General features: G+C 38.7%; 18 protein-coding genes. 7 read left to right on the forward strand and 11 right to left on the reverse strand.

Annotated features, from left to right (window positions below; translation table 11 throughout):
- Positions 1–79: 79 nt before the first annotated feature.
- Positions 80–934: a bifunctional hydroxymethylpyrimidine kinase/phosphomethylpyrimidine kinase gene (gene thiD, locus ACFIKD_RS00310; protein ID WP_375635329.1), complete on the reverse strand. Its 855-nt coding sequence runs from the start codon at positions 932–934 to the stop codon at positions 80–82.
- A gap of 129 nt (positions 935–1,063) precedes the next feature.
- Here thiD and ACFIKD_RS00315 point away from each other — a divergent pair, with 129 nt between their 5' ends.
- The 3 genes from ACFIKD_RS00315 to ACFIKD_RS00325 all read left to right on the forward strand — a co-directional run bounded on the left by ACFIKD_RS00315 (position 1,064) and on the right by ACFIKD_RS00325 (position 5,137).
- Positions 1,064–1,861, forward strand: coding sequence for a lysophospholipid acyltransferase family protein (locus ACFIKD_RS00315; RefSeq protein ID WP_375646916.1), 798 nt, complete (start codon positions 1,064–1,066; stop codon positions 1,859–1,861).
- A 706-nt stretch (positions 1,862–2,567) separates the two neighbouring features.
- Positions 2,568–3,659 carry a D-alanyl-D-alanine carboxypeptidase family protein gene (locus tag ACFIKD_RS00320; RefSeq protein ID WP_375646917.1) on the forward strand — a complete coding sequence of 364 codons (1,092 nt, stop codon included), beginning with the start codon at positions 2,568–2,570 and terminating at the stop codon, positions 3,657–3,659.
- Positions 3,660–4,075: 416 nt separating this feature from the next.
- Positions 4,076–5,137 carry a CobW family GTP-binding protein gene (locus ACFIKD_RS00325; RefSeq protein ID WP_375646919.1) on the forward strand — a complete coding sequence of 354 codons (1,062 nt, stop codon included), beginning with the start codon at positions 4,076–4,078 and terminating at the stop codon, positions 5,135–5,137.
- A gap of 881 nt (positions 5,138–6,018) precedes the next feature.
- Here ACFIKD_RS00325 and ACFIKD_RS00330 read toward each other — a convergent pair.
- From ACFIKD_RS00330 to ACFIKD_RS00340, 3 genes are all read right to left on the reverse strand, one after another.
- A complete protein-coding gene (locus ACFIKD_RS00330; protein ID WP_375635332.1) occupies positions 6,019–6,768 on the reverse strand; it encodes a L,D-transpeptidase family protein in 750 nt (249 codons plus the stop codon).
- Between the two features lie 40 nt (positions 6,769–6,808).
- A complete protein-coding gene (locus ACFIKD_RS00335; protein WP_375646920.1) occupies positions 6,809–7,765 on the reverse strand; it encodes an acetyl-CoA carboxylase carboxyltransferase subunit alpha in 957 nt (318 codons plus the stop codon).
- Positions 7,766–7,843: 78 nt separating this feature from the next.
- On the reverse strand, positions 7,844–8,782 hold the full coding sequence (locus tag ACFIKD_RS00340) for a site-specific tyrosine recombinase XerD (RefSeq protein WP_375635467.1): 939 nt from the start codon (positions 8,780–8,782) through the stop codon (positions 7,844–7,846).
- Positions 8,783–9,041: 259 nt separating this feature from the next.
- On the opposite strand from ACFIKD_RS00340, the gene ACFIKD_RS00345 reads away from it, so the two are divergent.
- The 4 genes from ACFIKD_RS00345 to ACFIKD_RS00360 all read left to right on the forward strand — a co-directional run bounded on the left by ACFIKD_RS00345 (position 9,042) and on the right by ACFIKD_RS00360 (position 12,003).
- Positions 9,042–9,674 carry a shikimate kinase gene (locus ACFIKD_RS00345; RefSeq protein ID WP_375647004.1) on the forward strand — a complete coding sequence of 211 codons (633 nt, stop codon included), beginning with the start codon at positions 9,042–9,044 and terminating at the stop codon, positions 9,672–9,674.
- Positions 9,649–10,782 (forward strand): 3-dehydroquinate synthase, encoded by a 1,134-nt coding sequence (gene aroB, locus ACFIKD_RS00350; RefSeq protein WP_375644335.1) that lies wholly within the window; start codon positions 9,649–9,651, stop codon positions 10,780–10,782. Before ACFIKD_RS00345 ends, aroB begins: the two co-directional genes overlap by 26 nt.
- Positions 10,783–11,200: 418 nt before the next feature.
- Positions 11,201–11,596: an MliC family protein gene (locus tag ACFIKD_RS00355; protein WP_375635334.1), complete on the forward strand. Its 396-nt coding sequence runs from the start codon at positions 11,201–11,203 to the stop codon at positions 11,594–11,596.
- 17 nt (positions 11,597–11,613) lie between these two features.
- On the forward strand, positions 11,614–12,003 hold the full coding sequence (locus ACFIKD_RS00360; protein ID WP_015857091.1) for an MliC family protein: 390 nt from the start codon (positions 11,614–11,616) through the stop codon (positions 12,001–12,003).
- A gap of 16 nt (positions 12,004–12,019) precedes the next feature.
- On the opposite strand, the gene mnhG is transcribed toward ACFIKD_RS00360, so the two are convergent.
- The 7 genes from mnhG to ACFIKD_RS00395 form a co-directional block, all read right to left on the reverse strand.
- Positions 12,020–12,430 carry a monovalent cation/H(+) antiporter subunit G gene (gene mnhG, locus ACFIKD_RS00365; protein WP_375646921.1) on the reverse strand — a complete coding sequence of 137 codons (411 nt, stop codon included), beginning with the start codon at positions 12,428–12,430 and terminating at the stop codon, positions 12,020–12,022.
- Complete coding sequence (locus ACFIKD_RS00370) at positions 12,427–12,708, reverse strand: K+/H+ antiporter subunit F (RefSeq protein WP_375635337.1); 282 nt, start codon at positions 12,706–12,708, stop codon at positions 12,427–12,429. The genes mnhG and ACFIKD_RS00370 overlap by 4 nt, the downstream gene beginning before the upstream one ends.
- A complete protein-coding gene (locus tag ACFIKD_RS00375; protein ID WP_375644337.1) occupies positions 12,705–13,190 on the reverse strand; it encodes a Na+/H+ antiporter subunit E in 486 nt (161 codons plus the stop codon). The genes ACFIKD_RS00370 and ACFIKD_RS00375 overlap by 4 nt, the downstream gene beginning before the upstream one ends.
- A complete protein-coding gene (locus ACFIKD_RS00380; RefSeq protein WP_375644338.1) occupies positions 13,187–14,809 on the reverse strand; it encodes a monovalent cation/H+ antiporter subunit D in 1,623 nt (540 codons plus the stop codon). Before ACFIKD_RS00380 ends, ACFIKD_RS00375 begins: the two co-directional genes overlap by 4 nt.
- Complete coding sequence (locus tag ACFIKD_RS00385; RefSeq protein WP_015857096.1) at positions 14,809–15,150, reverse strand: Na+/H+ antiporter subunit C; 342 nt, start codon at positions 15,148–15,150, stop codon at positions 14,809–14,811. Before ACFIKD_RS00385 ends, ACFIKD_RS00380 begins: the two co-directional genes overlap by 1 nt.
- Positions 15,150–18,071: a monovalent cation/H+ antiporter subunit A gene (locus ACFIKD_RS00390; RefSeq protein ID WP_375646923.1), complete on the reverse strand. Its 2,922-nt coding sequence runs from the start codon at positions 18,069–18,071 to the stop codon at positions 15,150–15,152. The genes ACFIKD_RS00385 and ACFIKD_RS00390 overlap by 1 nt, the downstream gene beginning before the upstream one ends.
- A gap of 231 nt (positions 18,072–18,302) precedes the next feature.
- Positions 18,303–18,800, reverse strand: a complete 498-nt coding sequence (locus ACFIKD_RS00395) for a BA14K family protein (RefSeq protein ID WP_375644339.1) — start codon at positions 18,798–18,800, stop codon at positions 18,303–18,305.
- Positions 18,801–18,942 lie beyond the last annotated feature (142 nt).

Below are 18,942 nucleotides of genomic sequence, written 5' to 3' on the forward strand. Positions count from 1 at the left end.
TATCAGTCATAAGTCCAAAACAGCATATAATGACGAAACAAATTCATAGAGTGAAGATTTTTCACAATCAATTATTGTATTAATCTTTCCATAATGCATAAAAATGATGAAGCGGCCCTCGCCCTTTCCCTACTTTTAAAGCATTTGAGGCAGTTAAAGCGCCATGCAAATAATCTTTTGCTTGTTTAACAGCGCAATCCAAAGGTTGGGTAGGTAACAGAGCTGCAATGGCGGCAGAAATGGTACACCCTGTCCCATGATCATGAGTGGTTGAAAGACGAGAAGCCTCAAGTATAACAAGGTTTTCACAATCACAATAAAGATCTGGACTAGAATAATCGTAATTTTCTGTACTATTCTTGGTAAGCGTATTCAAATGTCCCCCTTTTAACAAAACTGCATGACACCCTAGCGCCAAGAGTCGTGGAGCATATTGATACATAGTCTCTAAAGACCATTGCACTTCACCTCCCAATAACAGTGCAGCTTCAGGCAAATTTGGCGTGATCAAAGTTGACATCGGCACAAGAACATCACGCATAATTTCAATTGCATCAGACTTTAAAAGAACATCACCACTTTTTGCAACCATAACCGGATCAAAAACAATAAAACGTGCTTTATGATAAGCAAGACGTTCTGCAATAACCTGTGCAATCTGAGCATTTGCAACCATACCAATTTTAACGGCATCAACATGGATATCCTCAAAAACAGAATCAATTTGATCTGCAACAAAAGAAGCATCTAATGCCTGAAAAGAACGCACACCCTGAGTATTTTGTGCAACAACAGCTGTAACCACACTCATACCATAAGTTTTCATAGCTGAAAAAACCTTCAAATCCGCCTGCATTCCAGCGCCACCAGAAGGATCTGTTCCCGCAATAGATAAAATCCGTGGAATAAAAAGTTTATCTTTTTGTAATTCCATCAACCTCTTTCCTTCTGTTTTTAAATATCGGAAAATGAGTTACCGAAAAAATAGATGCTTGAAAAAACATAAAGAAGATGTTTTCTCATGTGAATTATATTATATACGAAGTCTTCTTATAGATATAAAATGGAAAATGTAGTGCTTACCCTTCGTTCTATTCTTTTTACGTTCGCTTTTTATACAACAACTTTCATACAAATGATCCTTTACGCTCCCGTTTATTTTTTAATGCCCCGCAAAAAGGCATGGATTGTCCCTAAAACATGGGCGCGCGTTACACTCTTTTTGCAAAAATACATCGCAGGTACAAGTTATGAGATTGAAGGTTTAGAAAATCTTCCCAAAGGAGCTTATATCATTGCTCCAAAGCATCAATCGGCTTGGGAAACTTTCAGTCTTGTTCCCTATTTAGATGATCCTACTCTCATTTTAAAACGTGAATTGATGTGGATTCCATTGTTTGGCTGGTATATGGCAAAAACACAAATTATCCCCATTAACCGTACAACGCCCATCAAAGCCTTAAAAATGGTTATACAAAAAGCAAAAGAGAAAGTAAAACAAGGGCGCCAAATCTTGATTTTTCCCGAAGGAACACGCCGACAACCCGGTCAAGAACCAGATTATAAGTCAGGAATTGTCGCGCTCTATAATGAATTAGGGCTTCAAGTTGTGCCTATTGCACACAATGCGGGTTTATACTGGCCACGCAATAATTTTCGCCGCTATCCCGGAACAATTCGTGTCCGTATTCTTCCCCCGATAGAAGCTGGTTTAAGCAAACGTGATTTTCTAGATCAACTTGTCCAAAAAACTGAAAAAGCGTGTGATGAACTGCTTCTCTTAGCAGCTCAAGATCCTACCCCTCCTCCTATGCCACCATACGCTGTTCAGAAACTTCAAAAACTAAATCATTCATCATGAAACAATGTATTGATTGATCAGAATAACGCATCACTTTGTATATTGAGCGGCGTATATGGAACAAAAATATAAGAAAGATACTTCAAACTTTCTAATTCAAAATTATAAAACACATGTACATTATAAGAAATGACCAATGTATGAATTTTTTTTGAGAAAGAATTCTTCCTCTCTTTAAAATCGTTTAAATAACATACATAATATTGATTTATAAGGATATTTTATCGTTATTCAACTTGAATGAGACCTCGAAATACCGTAAGATTCTCTCATTTCAAATCTATTCCATATTGAATCAATTAGAATCATTTGCTTGCACATTACAAGCAGGGATATCTGTGTGAATAAAACGATACAAGAAAAGATTAAATGCTTTTTACGACCCCTCTCAAGTGCCAAGGGCTGTCCTAACAGGAGGACAAGAAAAATGTATGATTATGCCGATTCGTTCCTTCCTAAGAAACATCAATCCCCCAAGAACCTGAAATCTTGTACAATCTTCATTATTTAAAAAGTATTTCTTAAGATACTGTAAGTCATCAAACCAAATTCAAGGGGAAAATAAAAATGAGTATTGGTTTTTATCTCCGAGACACAACGGATACAGCAATTAACCATCTTTCCTTCCTAACCTAGACTTAAAAGCTTTGTGTGCTACATTAAAACAATTCTAAATAACGAATAAGAAGGAACTCGATTTAAATTAATGCAACGTCTCTTCTATAATTTATTTTTTTCTGTGATTTTGAGTTTATTCAGCGCTGTTGCTCTAGCGCAGCCTTTTATTTCTGTTGATGTTACAACGGGGCATATCTTAAAACATAATCAAGCTTTTGAGCGTTGGTACCCTGCTTCCTTGACAAAATTAATGACCGCTTATGTTATTTTTCGTGCCATGAGCCGAGGGGAAATTTCACCAGACAAACATATCACCATCAGCGAATACGCCGCAAAAGCTCCCTCATATCGTTCAGGCTATAAAGCTGGTTCTGTACTCACACTTGATACAGCCTTAAGTATCACCATGGTTAAATCTACCAATGATTTAGCCATTGCCATGAGTGAAGCTGTTGCAGGTTCACAGAAAAATTTTGTACGTAAAATGAATAGAGAAGCTAAACGTTTAGGCATGTTTGGAACGCATTTTGCGAACGCAAGTGGTTTACCAGACCCTCAAAACTACTCCACGGCACGCGACATTGCTCTTTTAGCCGTTCAAATACGTCGAGAATTTCCACAATATGCTCATTATTTTTCTATTCCAGCCATTGATTTTGGTAACAATCGAAAAGTCCAGCATAACTCAAACAACCTCATTGGCCGTTTTTATGGAATAGACGGTATGAAAACAGGCTTTATTTGTGCCTCGGGTTTTAATCTTGTTGCCTCAGCCACACGCAATAAACGTACAATTATTACTGTCATTCTAGGTGCTAACAACATAACGGAAAGAGAAGAAAAAGCTGCACAACTTCTTGAAACAGGATTTTTGCACCAAGGAAGACCCCAATTAACACTAGCAACATTAAAACCTTATGGGAGAAATATAACACAAGCCAACAATATGAGACAACAAACATGCACACCTGAAGCCATAAAAATGCATGCAAATTCATATGATGATCAAGGAAATATTATTCTCACCTCACCTTTTATCACTGCTCCACCTCCTTTTTCTCATCCTTTACCAGTACACCTCATTCGTACGCCAAAAACACCTAAAATAACAGTAAAGCCACTAAGAAAGCCCTATAGTTCATATAAAAGACGCGCAAACCATTCTATAAAAAAGCCATAAATCATAATCTACGATTAATTATAATACTTTGATTTATAATGATAATTAATTATTTTGTATCTTATGTTAGAACCACAAATGTTGTAAGATTCTCTCATTTCAAATCTGTATTTGTTGAATCAATAAAAACCAGTCTCTTGCACGTCACGAGGTAGATGAACATGTAGATAAAATAATTAAAACAAGGAATAAAAATTCCTCCTATAAATTCTTTCAAGAACCAAGAATTATCATAACATTGACGCTAAAAAAGTGTATGATATACCCTGCATACACCTACCTTTATAAGCGTAAAGATAGTGGTACAATGGATTTCATAGGGTGTTAACCATTATATCCCTCACGGACACCATTATAAATTGGTTAGACGTACGGAAATATGTTTTTTTAAAACAAAACCACGGTTGATGATTAACATGAAAATAAAGCGCATCCCTCTCACGCTTATTACTGGTTTTTTAGGCTCTGGCAAAACAACTTTGCTCAACCGTATGCTACAAGACCCTATTTTAACAGAATGTGCTGTTATCATCAATGAATTCGGCGAAATCAGTATTGATCACCTTCTAGTTGAAAAAACGACAGAAGGAATTATTGAGCTTGCCAATGGTTGCTTATGCTGCAATTTACGCAGTGATCTCATCGATACATTAATTGATTTAATAAATCGCGTTCAAACAGGACAGATCAAACAACTCAATCATATTATCATTGAAACCACAGGGATGGCTGATCCCGCCCCTATTTTACAAATACTTTTAAGCCACCCGTTATTTATTCAAACATTATCCATAAATGCTGTTCTTGCAACATTTGATACATTAAGCACACTTTCCATATGTGAGCGCTACCCTGAAATATATAAACAATTAATATTTTCTGATAAAATTATTCTCACCAAAACAGATCTTAGAGACCCACAAACGCTTTCAGATACGCTCCTTAACACACTTAAAACGATTAATCCTACAGCACAAATCATTGACGCCCATTCTGAAGATTTTTGTTCAAATCTGTTAATAAATAACACATTATGGGATGAAAAAGTAGAAAATACAAAACTTAAACAAAATCTTACGACTACCCCACATGATCATCCCCCCCATAAAACCATTCGTACCTTTTCACTCAACTGTGAGGGTCCTGTTGATTACGCCACAATTGAAGCTTTTTTAGATCTCCTACAAGAGCGTTATGGTACAAAACTATTACGTATTAAAGCAATTATCGCACTGCATGATGACCCTTATCGCCCACTTGTATTACATGGCGTACAAACATTTTTTCATCCTCCCATAAGATTGCCAGCATGGCCAAAAGGAATAAAACAAACACGTTTTGTCATCATTGCCGATGGTGTTGAAAAAGAAGCAATACAAAAGCTCCTCAATGCTTTCTTTAATAAACCAGCAATAGATACTGCAGACAAAACAGCTCTCTTAGAAAATCCTCTGATCATTCCAGGAATAAAATTTTAATTTTTTCTCACCCTCAATGATATAACATTAAATTCATTGGCACCACCATCTTTATGCTTTTAAAGGAGCAAACTGATAGCCTCATACTCTTGCCAGTTAAAAATGTTTTAGAAAACTTGGCACTTTAGAGTACTCATGAAAACTATCTGTGCTCTTTTCTTTAAGAGTTTTATTCACATGCTAATCCAATTTTATGGTGTGCAAAAAATGGTTTCGATTGATTCATTATAAACAGATTTTAAGATAAAAGGATCTTATGATATTGAGTCCCTCAATTCAAACTAAAAATAATAAACTGTCATTGTAAATCAAATTGTTATGATAAAAATTTTAATATCCATAAATCTGTAATCGGATTGTTTTCTCTCTAAATGCACTTCATCTGCGAACCACTTCATGCGATTCATTTCACAGACCGATTGGACAAATTCTTGGTTCTAAAATATTCTGCTCAACTCTATATTTACTCCAGCTAAGTGAAATCAAAATCCCTGTTAAGAAAAAAACAAAATCAGACAGAGGCAATATCGCATTTTAAAATGTGTGAATGTATCTTATATAATAGCACGACAAGATAATATTTTACAGCATGAAAGAATAAAACTCTTTGAAAGAAATAAAAAGAGAAGTACATTTTATATTAACTTACTCTTCACTAAAAATGAAGATTGACCGATGTGCAAACAATCCAACTTCTTTGAGAAAATTCCTCTTGGCTTCCCACTTCATCTGATTTACTTACATAAGACTCTATGAAAAAACTCTAGGCTTTAAAAGACTGACTACTCACTTAAACACCTTATGCGTAAAGTTTTTGCATATCCTGTATCGCCATTTATAAGTGATAGTGTCTACTACGGTCCATCAGGATACAATAACACTCACTGCAATAGAGAAACTGAAGTTTTATCAATATCGCGATTAAAAACGTAACGTTTTCCATAAACTTCAACAGTTGGAGGCTGACGATTTTTTTCAAAAAAATCATAACCTTTCTTAAGCATAACCCAGAATTGATAATGAGGATCATTGCTATGACGTAACATATTATCCTCGGTCATGCGGAAAGGAAAGGCCTGCAACTGAAACTCTCTTTGTCCTCCTTTAAAAGCATCCCGTGCAAACGCATAAATTTGAGCCATGTTCTTATCACTCATAGAATAACAACCTGCGGAAAAGCAAGAACCGTGCACCATAAGATTGCTTCCTGTACGACCATTTTCCTGATCATAAAGGTTAGGAAATCCTATATTAAAAGAAAGATAATATTTTGAATAAGGATTCATTTGGTTTGCGCTAATAGTATAAAAACCCTCTGGTGTCTGAAGATCCCCTTCTTTATATTTAGGTCCAAGCTTACCAGACCATTTGCAAATGCCATAGCGAGCAACCAAGATAAAAAGCCCTGAACGAGATTGCTTCCAAACTTCAGCAAGATTTTCTTCCTTGAAAAATCGCATTACAATTGGTGCATAAGGATCAATATCGTACAAAGCCATTCTGTTCTGGATTTCTTGTGGCAACGGCTGCTCAACTTTGGCACGAATAGAAGCTGGCAATCTTCCCCCACATGCCGCCAATATTCCCATTACAAACAACACACACACAGCGAGGAATCTGCTAAATGTCATCGAATAAAACTCCAATCCAACACCCCTCACAAAAAATAACCTATGTTAGAGATCGACCAATTTGAAGGTATTTTTCCCTTCGCTCTTGTTTAAGAACTTCACCATCTTTTCCAGCCATAACTTTTAAAGCCTCTGAAATAACATCACCCGTTGCATCAATGACAATCTCTTTGCCACGATGCGCTCCCCCTAAAGGTTCCGAAATAATGCCATCAATAATCTTTAAGCGATATAAATCTTGAGCGGTAATACGCATATTCATTGCAGCATCTTTTGCACGAGCTGGATCACGCCATAAAATAGAAGCTGCTCCTTCTGGTGAAATAACAGAGTAAATTGCGTGCTCCAACATATAAACTTTGTTGGCAGCCGCGATTGCTATCGCCCCTCCAGAACCGCCTTCTCCAATAACAACGGAAACCACAGGAACTTTCAAACGCAAAGTTGCAGCTGTTGATTGAGCAATTGCTTCCGCTTGCCCACGTTCTTCAGCACTCACACCAGGATAAGCACCTGCTGTATCAATAAAAGTGAGAAGTGGCAAACCAAAGCGGTCAGCCATTTCCATAATACGTACAGCTTTACGATAGCCTTCTGGACGTGCAGAACCAAAATTATAACGCAAACGTGTTTGCGTATCGTGACCTTTCTCTTGACCGATATAAGCAACTGCTTCTCCCCTAAAGCGTGCAAACCCAGCTTGAATAGCCTCATCTTCAGCAAACTTGCGATCTCCTGCCAAAGGTGTAACATCACTCAATAAGCGTTTAGAATAGTCCATAAAATGGGGACGATCAGGATGACGAGCGACTTGTGTTTTTTGCCACGGCGATAATTTTTTATAAATATCGCGCAACGCTGTTTGGGAACGCGTTTCAAGACGAGCAATCTCGTCACTCATATCAAGACTGCCTTTTTCCTGAGAAATTTTTTTTAATTCAAGAATTTTCCCATCAAGATCAGCAACTGGTTTTTCAAAATCAAGATAATTATACATTTGTACCAACTCATTCAGTGTCACTTATACACTTATAATTTGCTTTATAAAGTCTTTTTCAAAAACATCACCTTTTCTTTAACGAGCCTTTTGCTCATCGGCAAGTGGATGATGCTCATTAACTAAACGATAAAGTCCCTCTTCCAACACATGGGTATAAATCTGAGTGGTAGCAATATCAGAGTGACCTAACAAATGTTGAACGGCACGCAAATCAGCACCATTTTGCAAAAGATGGCTAGCAAAAGCATGGCGCAACACATGGGGAGAAAAGTGTTTACTTTCAATTCCTGCCCTTGTGGCGAGATTTTTCAACTCCCGTGCAACAACTTGACGCGCAATATACCCTGTTTCTGAATGCGCTGGAAAAAGATAAGAACTTGCGGCATCCTTTCCCTGATCACGCAAATTTAACCACTGCAAAAGAACTTGATATGCTTTTTTTGATAACAGCACCATTCGTTCTTTTTTGCCTTTACCACGAACCAAAATGCTGTATGCTTTCCCCCGAACAGCCTGCACAGGCAGACTCACCAATTCACTAATGCGTAATCCTGTTGCATAAAGCATTTCACTCAATAGCTGAAGACGCAATGCACGCAGATAATCCTTAGATCCATAATGAGCTTGATTAACTTCTAACTGTGCTAAATCAAGCAATTTTATCACTGCATCTTCACTCATGATTTTTGGCAAAGGACGCCCTTGGCGAGGCGCGTCAATATCATGAGAGGGATCATCTGCTCTCAACCCTTCAGCATAAAGGAATTGATAAAACTGACGCAAAGTCGATAAACGGCGCGCTTGCGACGATGCCGCAAAACCAAAAGTATGCATAAGCGATAAAAGAGTAATTAAATCTTCTTTTTTTGCTGAAAAAAGCGAAACAGAGTGTGAAGACAATTCGTCTTGTGCCCACTGCAAATCATGCTGATAAGCCGCAAGCGTATGAGGTGAAGCCCCCCTCTCCGCGCTCATCATCTCAAGAAAATGATCTATCACAGCACCACTTTTCATTTCATTGATTCGCTTCCGTAGAAAGATTCCATGAATCCAAGGGGACATCAATGTACATATCCACAGTTACTGGTTCAACCCAAACCACAAGAGCACCCATTATAATGAAAAGAACAGAAAGCAAAATGAAAAGAATCATCAAAAATCTGGTCAATGTTGGCATAAGATAATAACCTACCAAAAATATTCTATCTCGTATTATGCCTCACAAAGATTAACAGGAATTGACTTTAAGATGGATAAATGCCGAAATAAAGTTATGAAAAGCAATCGACCAAAACGCGTCCCCATAACACAAATAAAGAATCAGCTCTTATCGTCCCTTGATAAAAGAGTACTTGTCCTTGTTGGTCTTATGGGGGCAGGAAAATCAGTGATCGGAAAACGCGTCGCCACCATGCTCCGTTTACCCTTTTATGATTCTGACCAAGAAATTGAAAAAGCTGCGCAAATGACAATCACTGAACTCTTTGAAATTTATGGTGAATCAGAATTTCGTGCTCTTGAACAGCGTGTTATTCTAAACCTCATAAAAAAAAGTCCCCTTGTTTTAGCAACAGGTGGTGGTGCCTACATAAATGAAAATATCCGAAAAGCCATTCACCAAAATGGTATATCCATATGGCTAAAAGTCGATCTTGATATCCTCATGAAACGTGTCTCAAAACACCCAGCACGCCCCCTGCTTCAAACAGCCAACCCTAAAGAAACCATGCAAAAGCTCATGGAACAGCGTTATCCTATCTATGCAAAGGCAAACTTAACAATTAACAGTCATAAAGAAAGCCGTCATACCGTAGCACAAAATGTTATACGATCTGTACAGCACTACCTATACACAGAAATTAACAATAGGGACAACCAGCATGCAAACAAAGACCGTCACTGTTAAACTGGACAAACACTGTTACGATATCATCATTGGTCCGAATCTGATTGCACAAGCTGCTTCACAGATTAAACATGCTCTTAACAAAAAAGATCCTCATCCAACGCGCTTGGCACTTGTTACAGATACAAATGTTGCTTCTCTTCATTTGGAAATATTACAAGCAGAGTTAATAAAAAATAAAATTCATACTGTCCCTATTATTGTAGAAGCAGGAGAACAATCAAAATCATTTTCAACCCTGCAAATTGTCATCGGTCAAATTCTTGCTGCGCGTTTAGAAAGAGGCGATTGTGTTATTGCTTTTGGTGGTGGTGTCATTGGCGATCTAGCAGGATTTGCGGCAAGTATAATCCGCCGTGGTATGAACTTTATTCAAATGCCCACAACGCTTCTTGCACAAATTGATTCCTCCGTTGGTGGAAAAACTGGAATCAATAGCCAATATGGTAAAAATCTTATTGGTACTTTTTATCAACCGCAATGCGTTATTGCTGACACATGTCTTCTTGATACCCTACCACCGCGCGAATTTCGTGCTGGTTACGCAGAAATGGTTAAATATGGACTCATTAACCAGCCTGATTTTTTTGAGTGGCTTGAAAAAAATGGGAAAGAAATTTTTTCCAATGGCCCAATACGAACAGAAGCTATTGTCCGCTCATGCCAATTTAAAGCTGCCATTGTAGCACGTGACGAACACGAAGCAGGAGAGCGCGCGCTCTTAAATCTCGGCCATACATTTGGACACATGCTTGAAACAGCAACCGCCTATGACTCAGACCGCTTAATCCATGGCGAAGCTGTAGCAATTGGAATGATTCTAGCGCATCAATTCTCTGCTCAACTAAATTTGATAAGTCCCACACTTACACAACGTATTGAAGCACACTTCAAATCTATAGGGTTGCCTACACAATTAAAGGATATCCCAGGGAAGTTACCAGATTCTGACACTTTAATGACTCTCATTGCCCAAGATAAAAAAGTTTCGCAAAACAATTTGACCTTCATCTTAACACGCGGACTTGGTCAATCATTTATTGCAAAAAATGTCTCTCCGGAAGCAGTTTTGACTTTTCTGGAACAAAAATTAGCAGAAATTCGTTAATTCATATTGAATATAATTGATTCGTTTTTATACTTCTATTAAAGGAATAAGTATGATGATGTCTGCGTAGCTCAGTAGGATAGAGCACAGGATTCCTAAAGAAATTGGGCGCTTTAAGGAGAAATCCTCAAAGTGGATCTGCTCAAATTCGGGGAAAGCTTCATGGGAGACTATATGCCAATCCCGAGCCAAGTCTCTCCTCAAATGAGAGAAAGGTGTAGAGACTGAACGGGCAGCACCTAAAGAGCTAAAAGCTTCAAGGTGAAGAGACAGTCCAGACCACAAACAGCCATGAAAAGCTGGCGGTGAAAATCGAAGTGGTATGAATCCTGGGGTCGCAGGTTCGAATCCTGCCGTAGACACCATTGTATCAATCAAATTATTCTTTGTGAACAATATAGGAATATAGGGAAGCATCATGAAAAAAACTTTACATTTTTTAGGATTTTTCACCGCTTTAAGTTTATCAATCTTCAGCTCAAACAATAGCTTAGCTGGTTCTTTTATCATTGAGGTACCAGACAACCCAGAGCCAAAAACAGAGACCATTACCTATCAGTGTGATACTGGAACAGGTAAAGAACGCGTTGAAGCGGTCTATCTCAATGCTGATAATATTTCGTTGGTTGATTTCAAATGGAAAGGAGAGCGCGTCGTTGCTGCAAATGTAGTCGCAGACACAGGGGAAAAATACGAAGGAAGCTGGTATATTTGGTGGAAAAAGAACAACGAAGTCACACTTTACGATCATCTTCGTGATCCAGAAAGAAAAACCCCCATCCACTGTAAAGATGAATCAACATTGTTGTTCTAAATAACGAAGGAATCATTATGAAAAAAACTCTTTTTAATTTACGGTTTCTAGCCGTTTTAAGTCTATCGCTTTTTAGCTCAACGAGTGCCTTTGCCGGCTCTTTAGTCATTGAGGTACCAGACGATTCAGAACCAAAAAAAGAAACCGCTGTCTATCAATGCAGCAATGAAACAAAAAAAGAACGTGTTGAAGCAACCTACTACACTACCAATGATATTGCATTAGTTGATCTCAAATGGAATGGAAAGCGCATCATCGCTTCCAATGTCGTTTCTGCTTCTGGAGCAAAATATGTAGGGGGTGAATATGTTTGGTGGACAAAAGGAAACGAGGCCTCATTCTACAATACCCTTACTGAAGACCACGCAACGTCCCTCACGTGTGTAGAAGAAAAAAGCACAGAATAAAGAAGCTTCTTGTATTTCAAGAACCGCGCTGGCTCTCATCGCTTGATGTTCCTTCTGACGTGGGTAACTTTTCCTCCGTCTGGTCTAATAAAAGAGCCAGCGGTTTTTCTGACTGTTCTTCTGAATGATGTCGATAAGCTGCTGTATGTGAGAGCAACATAGAAGCTACCGGTGCTGTTAAAAATAAAAAAAACATCAGCAACACTTCATGAAAAACAAAATAATGGTCCACAAATATTGAATAGAGAAATGAAGAAATAAGAATGCTACCAACACCCCAACTCGTACACACTGAAAGCATATGCAAACGCTCATAAAAACTGGAAAAGCGCACCAAACCTATCGTTGCGATCAGTGTCAATCCAGACCCTAATATTAAGAAAACCGTGATAGCAATAGCCACCACAAGCGATACGTCATCTTTCATTCAATAACCTCCCCCCGCATAAGAAACTTCGCTAAAGCGATGCTTGAAACAGACCCCAACAACCCAATAATGAGGGCAGCAACAAAATAAATGGTTGTTCCTGAACGGATATCGAATGTAAGAAACAAAAGAACAGTGGTTATATAAAGAGCATCCAAACCAACAATTCTATCCTGTGCCCGTGGACCACGAATCAACCGAAACAATGCGAAGACCACCGCCAAACTTAAAAAAAACTGTGAAAAGAAAAGCCCCCAATAAAGGATCACCATACTCATAAGAAAATCTCCAAAAGTAATTGCTCATACCGTTGTTTTATCAATCGTTGATAATTATATCCTTTTTTTAAATTTAAGACATGGAGCAAAAGCTCACCCTTTTTACTATTATAGGCAACCCAAGCCGTTCCAGGAGTTGCCGAAAGGATGCACGCTAAAATAGCCAAAGCAGTGCGATTATGAAGCAGAAGAGGCACTACAATAAAGCCAGATCGCTGTTTTCGAGACCTTTTTGTTAAAACAAACCAAGCCACCGAGATATTTGAGGATATAGAATCTATCAAGACTCGAAAAATAAGACGAAAAACCGCACTCCAGTTTTTAATAGCAACCTTCTCCGGCTCAAGAAGCCGTATCATCCAACCACAAAACAAAGCGGTTATAATACCTAAAAACAATTGCCCTAAACTAAAACCATTTAAAATAAGCCACATAAGGACAATGACACCACTGAAAAAAGGAGAAGGACAAAAACGATTCATTTATTCATCTCCCTCTTTTCGAGAGAAAAATCCGTTAAAACGCTCCCAATATAATTCTGAGGTTCATACAAAGTCTTAGCAGTTTCAGACATATAATGACTAACAGGACCGGCTACAATTGTTATAAGAAAACACAAGGCAAGAAGAACAGCAATAGGCGCAAATTCTATCACCTGCACACGGGGAACGCGACCTTCAAGAGAAACCCAAAAAGTTCGAATCCCCGTTCGTGTCAGTGCAATCAAAGCTGCAAAACCTGAGAGGGTGACAAAAACCACAAAAAGCCAATCATGATAAACCGGAAGAGAGGCAAAAAAATCCTCTCTACTATGGTTTAAAACTGCCATGAACATCATAAGTTTAGCAACAAAACCAGAAAAAGGTGGCAATCCAATAATCAAAATGGCACAGATACCAAAACAAGCCCCAAGAATTGCCAAGGTTACAGGGAGATATGTGCCAACTTCATCTTCTTCCTCCTCTTCATCATCACCATAAACCTCCATTGTGACAGCCAGAACATTAGCAGCCACATCTTGACAGCGTTCAACCAACTCTACCAAAAGAAAAAAAGCTCCCAGTGCTAAAGTTGAAGAAACAATATAAAAAAGTGCACCTGCTGTCAGTGCTGCATTGCCAATCCCTATTGCTGCCAACAATGTACCAGAAGAGACAAGGACACTATAAGCTGCCAAACGCACCAAAACTTGGCTCGCCAATACCCCAATAAAACCAAAAATCAAAGTGGCAAGCCCACCATAAAACAAAACCGTATGACCAAAATGGTTAAAATATTCACTTTCAGGACCAAACCACAGCAGCGTTAAACGTAAAATAATATAAATACCCACCTTGCTCAAAAGTGCAAAAGAAGCTCCAACGGGCGCTACTGCCGCGCTGTAAGTTGGCACCAACCAAAAATTAAGCGGCCACATACCAGCCTTAAGCAAAAAAGCAATACCTAGAAGTGCAACACCTATTTCGAACAAAACAATATCTGTAGAAGATATATATTTTATTTTAACAGCCAAATCGGCCATATTAAGAGTACCAGCGACTCCATAAATAAGTGCTGTACCAACTAAAAAAAGTAATGAAGCAACAAGATTAACCACAACATAATGCAACCCTGCACGCACGCGTGTCTGACCAGAACCATGCAAAGCAAGCCCATAGGAAGCCGTTAACATAACTTCAAAAAATACAAATAAATTAAATAAATCACCGGTCAAAAAAGCGCCGTTTATTCCAACCATGAAAAATTGCATCAATGACTGAAAATGAGAACCCGCTTTGTACCAATGAGCCCGCGCAAAAACCAGTACGCTAGTCACCAATAAGCTTGAAAGTAAAAGCATCATGGCGCTTAAACGATCAAGGACCAAAACAATTCCGAAGGGAGAGAGCCAATTGCCAAGCCGATAAACATCGCAAGCCGGCGCTATTTCAAGAGTACGTATAATCAGTAAAACAGCAATAACGACCGACAATCCCGCCGAAAAAAGACTAATCAATGATTTAAATTTCGAACGCCGTTCATCATAAAAAAGAAGAAGTGCTCCAGTGATTAACGGCAAAAGAATAGGCAAAATAAGGAGATGGTGCACCCCTACTTCCATCACTGCACCTCACGTCCATCAACGTGATCTGAACCCGTTAAACCGCGTGAAACCAAGAGAATAACTAAAAATAAAGCTGTCGTTGCAAAACCAATCACAATCGCAGTTAAAACCAAGGCTTGAGGAAGAGGATCGACATAATTAGCTGGATTAATAACAGTAGTAGGATCAACAATTGGAGCGGCATTACTACGCGGTCTACTCATTGAAAACATAAAAAGATTGACACCATAGGAAATCAAAGACAAACCAAGAATGACTTGAAAAGTGCGTGGACGTAAAATAAGCCAAATTCCTGATCCAACAAGAATACCAATACCTAAAGAAAGAACAATTTCCATTAATTTTCCTTCTCTTTCAAAACAGGTTTCTTACCGATTCGGTAACTCCGAATTGACTGGTGTGCAAGTGCAATTAAAATGAGAACAGTTGCTCCTAACACAAGAGAAAGCACACCAAAATCAAACAAAAAAGCAGATGCCATGGGAACTTTTCCAATTAACGGAAAATGAATATATCGAAAAAAGGATGTTAAAAAAGGATATCCAAAAAACCAAGAGCCCATCCCCGTTACGACTGACAACAATAAACCAAAGCCCATCCAACGCAAAGGTAAAACTCTCAAATGCGTTTCCACCCACCGAATATCGCGTGCAAGATATTGTAAAATAAATCCTATTGCCAAAGTAACACCACCGACAAATCCACCTCCTGGCAGATCATGCCCTCGCATAAATAAATAAATAGCAAAAGCGATAATAATCGGAAAGAGCCAACCCATAATAACAGCAGGAACAGCTAAATAATTCAACACTGTATCTCCCACATTTCGATTAGGCTGTGCCATATCAAAGGCTTTCTGGACACGTTGCTGAAAAGGTGCATCAATACTTTCAGGGGCAGGACGAAACCGCCGTAAAAGGGCAAAAACAGTGAGTGATACAACACCCAAAACGACAATTTCTCCCATAGTATCAAAACCACGGAAATCAACCAACAACACATTCACAACATTGCGACCACCAGCATCAGAGTAAGCCTTGGTGAGAAAAAAATCAGAAATCGTCGTACCTTGAGGACGTGTCATCACTGCAAAAGAGAGCCATGCTACACCAGCACCTCCCACAAGGGCTATGATAAAATCACGGATACGACGCAAGCGCACGAAAAAACGAACAGGCGTTGGTGTAGGATTATGCAAACGTTTAGGCAACCACCGTAAACCAAGCAATAATAAGACGACTGTAACAACCTCAACAACTAATTGTGTTATTGCTAAATCAGGAGCAGAAAGCCATAAAAAGGTTGCACAAGTCATCAAACCAGCTCCCCCCAACAACATGAGTGATGCAAGACGATGAAACTTCGCTTGCCAAGCAACTAAAAGCGCACATAATCCGCCGACTAACCAAAGAGCGAGAAAAGGAATATCAACTGGAAAAAGCGGTAACGCCCCCGCTGAAATGAAACCATCGCACCAAAGTAAAAGACCAACAAATGCAAAACACACCCAAAAAATCCAGTGCAACTGTATCTGCAAACGGCGTGTTGATAAAATAGATTCCACCGCACGTGCCCATTTCCAAGAAATAATCACGAGAATGCGTTCAAAAATACGCGGTCCATTTAAGTGACGAAAAAAAGGTGCTCCATCATCACAGGATAAAAAATAACGGTGCCCGACAGCGTAGAGCAATCCGCCTCCTAATAACGCAACAAAACTCATCACTAATGGAGTATTGAACCCATGCCAAACAGCTAAACTATAAGGGATTGTCATTGATCCTAAAACAGACACAACCGCGTTATCTAAAATAGGTCCTATTGTTAAATTAGGAAAAATACCAACTGCTAAACAAATAAACACCAAAAGCTCCATTGGTAAACGCATGAAATGCGGTGGTTCATGGGGAGTTTTGGGTAAATTGACAGGTTTTGGTCCCAAAAAAACGCCATGAATAAAGCGTATAGAATAGGTTACACTAAACAGACTAGCCAGCGTTGCTACATAAGGTGCAATCCAATCGAGCCATGATTCCATATGCGTTTCAACAGCTTCAGCAAAAAACATCTCTTTCGATAAAAAACCATTCAACAAAGGAACTCCAGCCATCGCTGCGCTTGCAACTAAAGCGAGAGTTGCTGTAATAGGCATAGAGCGATAAAGCCCTGACAATTTACGCATATCACGTGTTCCCGTCTCGTGATCAATAATACCAGCAGCCATAAATAAAGAAGCTTTAAAAGTAGCATGATTAGCCATATGGAAGATCGCTGCAACACAAGCAAGTGGACTACCAAGGCTTAAAAGCGTGGTAATCAATCCAAGATGACTAATAGTTGAGTAAGCAAGCAGCCCTTTCAAGTCTTGCTGAAACATGGAAAAATAGGCACCAAGCAGCAATGTAGAGAGTCCTGAAAAGCCAACCAGCCAAAACCAAGATTCTGTCCCAGAAAGCACAGGCCATAAACGAACAAGCAAAAACAATCCCGCTTTTACCATGGTTGCTGAATGCAAATAAGCCGATACAGGGGTTGGAGCAGCCATCGCATTGGGCAGCCAAAAATGAAAGGGAAACTGCGCACTTTTTGTTAATCCCCCCAATAAAATACAAATAAGGACAGGACTATAAAGAGAACTTGACCGGATCATATCTCCAGACTGCAGCACTTTATCCAAATCAAAACTGCCAACAATATACCCAATCAATAAAACCCCAATAAAAAGTGCAAAACCGCCAAAACCTGTGATCGTTAGAGCCATACGCGCACCCTCACGCGCACTTGCATTATGATACCAATAGCCGATCAACAAAAAAGAAAAAATGCTGGTGAGTTCCCAAAAAATAACCAAAAAGACGAGATTACCTGATAAGACTATTCCCGTCATTGATCCCATAAAGGCCAAAAAAAAGGAAAAAAATCGCGGTACAGAATCTGCTGGATCCATGTAATAACGTGAATAAATGACAACAAGCAACCCAATTCCTGTAATGAGCAAGCAAAAAAGCCACGACAAACCATCTATACGGAGAATCAAATCGCTCCCCCATTCTGGAAGCCAAGAAATATCTAAACGCACTACGTGGTTTCCGCGAACTTCCGGATAAAGCATTATTGTAAAAATAAGACAGAAAAGTGCAACAATCCCAGCAAACCATGCTTCATTATTTTTTGCTGTCGAGCGAAAAAAGCCAATGATAGCACTTCCACCAAAGGGAAGCAAAACGAGCAATATCAACATTGCTTCCCGTGTTGTCATTCTTTCAACTCCATCCTGTCCTTAATATTTTGTCATCGACAAAACAAAAACTTATATCCTCACCCCCCATTCCACACTTAATGATAATAAGATTTAATAAAACTTAAAAGTATTTAAATTTTTCAAAAAAAACGCTTTCATGAAAATGCTGCGCACCACGCAAGTTTTCTCTTTATTGTAAGAACAATAACGCCCACGACAAGAAGCAATTAAAAATTTATTTAATAATTTCTATCCTTTAAAAAAGCGTGATAAACACTGTTTACGCCCCCCATGAAAAGGCTGAAAACTATTATCATTTTTATTATAAGAGCGATAACGCGCACGGCAAGATTCAATATGTTGTTTAAGCATCCATGGCTCTTTTTTTTCTAATTTTTCCGAAGAAGACGTTAAAAACACTTTTTTAGCATCTGGTACAGCTTTTAATGATGCGCTTTTTGTGCTTAAGTGCGGTGACGTAACAAATGCCACTTCAGGATACCACCAATTATCACTATATTTACGATAACCACGCCGATAATGACGATAACCTTTAAAACCATTAAGTTCTCTACGCCCCGTAAAAATCAAAGGCACCGAACTATCTTGGACAGAAGTCTGAGTAACCAGTTTGGCTTTAGCATCACTCCTATTTTGCCCCCAATTAACAAGAGTAGTTGTTATAATGAAAAAACTGCTAACCAATACAAAAGCTAAAGCATAATATAATTTTTTTTTCATACTCATAACGCAAAACTCAAAATAATAAACAACAGTAATTACAGAAAGCCTTTCTCTTTCTAGACAGAAACAGATTCTTTTCTTAAGACTCTTTTTTCTTGAGACATTCTGTTACTCTTTGTACTAAACGTTGATCTTGGTAATAAGA

The organism is Bartonella sp. CR84HXZ (assembly GCF_042194535.1).
Classification (GTDB): Bacteria; Pseudomonadota; Alphaproteobacteria; order Rhizobiales; family Rhizobiaceae; genus Bartonella; species Bartonella grahamii.

What these genes read in the sequence shown, in the direction of transcription:
- thiD (WP_375635329.1), bottom strand. Translation starts at nt 934, where the DNA reads ATGGAATTACAAAAAGATAAACTTTTTATTCCACGGATTTTATCTATT.
- ACFIKD_RS00315 (WP_375646916.1), top strand. Translation starts at nt 1,064, where the DNA reads ATGGAAAATGTAGTGCTTACCCTTCGTTCTATTCTTTTTACGTTCGCT.
- ACFIKD_RS00320 (WP_375646917.1), top strand. Translation starts at nt 2,568, where the DNA reads ATGCAACGTCTCTTCTATAATTTATTTTTTTCTGTGATTTTGAGTTTA.
- ACFIKD_RS00325 (WP_375646919.1), top strand. Translation starts at nt 4,076, where the DNA reads ATGAAAATAAAGCGCATCCCTCTCACGCTTATTACTGGTTTTTTAGGC.
- ACFIKD_RS00330 (WP_375635332.1), bottom strand. Translation starts at nt 6,768, where the DNA reads ATGACATTTAGCAGATTCCTCGCTGTGTGTGTGTTGTTTGTAATGGGA.
- ACFIKD_RS00335 (WP_375646920.1), bottom strand. Translation starts at nt 7,765, where the DNA reads ATGTATAATTATCTTGATTTTGAAAAACCAGTTGCTGATCTTGATGGG.
- ACFIKD_RS00340 (WP_375635467.1), bottom strand. Translation starts at nt 8,782, where the DNA reads ATGAAAAGTGGTGCTGTGATAGATCATTTTCTTGAGATGATGAGCGCG.
- ACFIKD_RS00345 (WP_375647004.1), top strand. Translation starts at nt 9,042, where the DNA reads ATGAAAAGCAATCGACCAAAACGCGTCCCCATAACACAAATAAAGAAT.
- aroB (WP_375644335.1), top strand. Translation starts at nt 9,649, where the DNA reads ATGCAAACAAAGACCGTCACTGTTAAACTGGACAAACACTGTTACGAT.
- ACFIKD_RS00355 (WP_375635334.1), top strand. Translation starts at nt 11,201, where the DNA reads ATGAAAAAAACTTTACATTTTTTAGGATTTTTCACCGCTTTAAGTTTA.
- ACFIKD_RS00360 (WP_015857091.1), top strand. Translation starts at nt 11,614, where the DNA reads ATGAAAAAAACTCTTTTTAATTTACGGTTTCTAGCCGTTTTAAGTCTA.
- mnhG (WP_375646921.1), bottom strand. Translation starts at nt 12,430, where the DNA reads ATGAAAGATGACGTATCGCTTGTGGTGGCTATTGCTATCACGGTTTTC.
- ACFIKD_RS00370 (WP_375635337.1), bottom strand. Translation starts at nt 12,708, where the DNA reads ATGAGTATGGTGATCCTTTATTGGGGGCTTTTCTTTTCACAGTTTTTT.
- ACFIKD_RS00375 (WP_375644337.1), bottom strand. Translation starts at nt 13,190, where the DNA reads ATGAATCGTTTTTGTCCTTCTCCTTTTTTCAGTGGTGTCATTGTCCTT.
- ACFIKD_RS00380 (WP_375644338.1), bottom strand. Translation starts at nt 14,809, where the DNA reads ATGGAAGTAGGGGTGCACCATCTCCTTATTTTGCCTATTCTTTTGCCG.
- ACFIKD_RS00385 (WP_015857096.1), bottom strand. Translation starts at nt 15,150, where the DNA reads ATGGAAATTGTTCTTTCTTTAGGTATTGGTATTCTTGTTGGATCAGGA.
- ACFIKD_RS00390 (WP_375646923.1), bottom strand. Translation starts at nt 18,071, where the DNA reads ATGACAACACGGGAAGCAATGTTGATATTGCTCGTTTTGCTTCCCTTT.
- ACFIKD_RS00395 (WP_375644339.1), bottom strand. Translation starts at nt 18,800, where the DNA reads ATGAGTATGAAAAAAAAATTATATTATGCTTTAGCTTTTGTATTGGTT.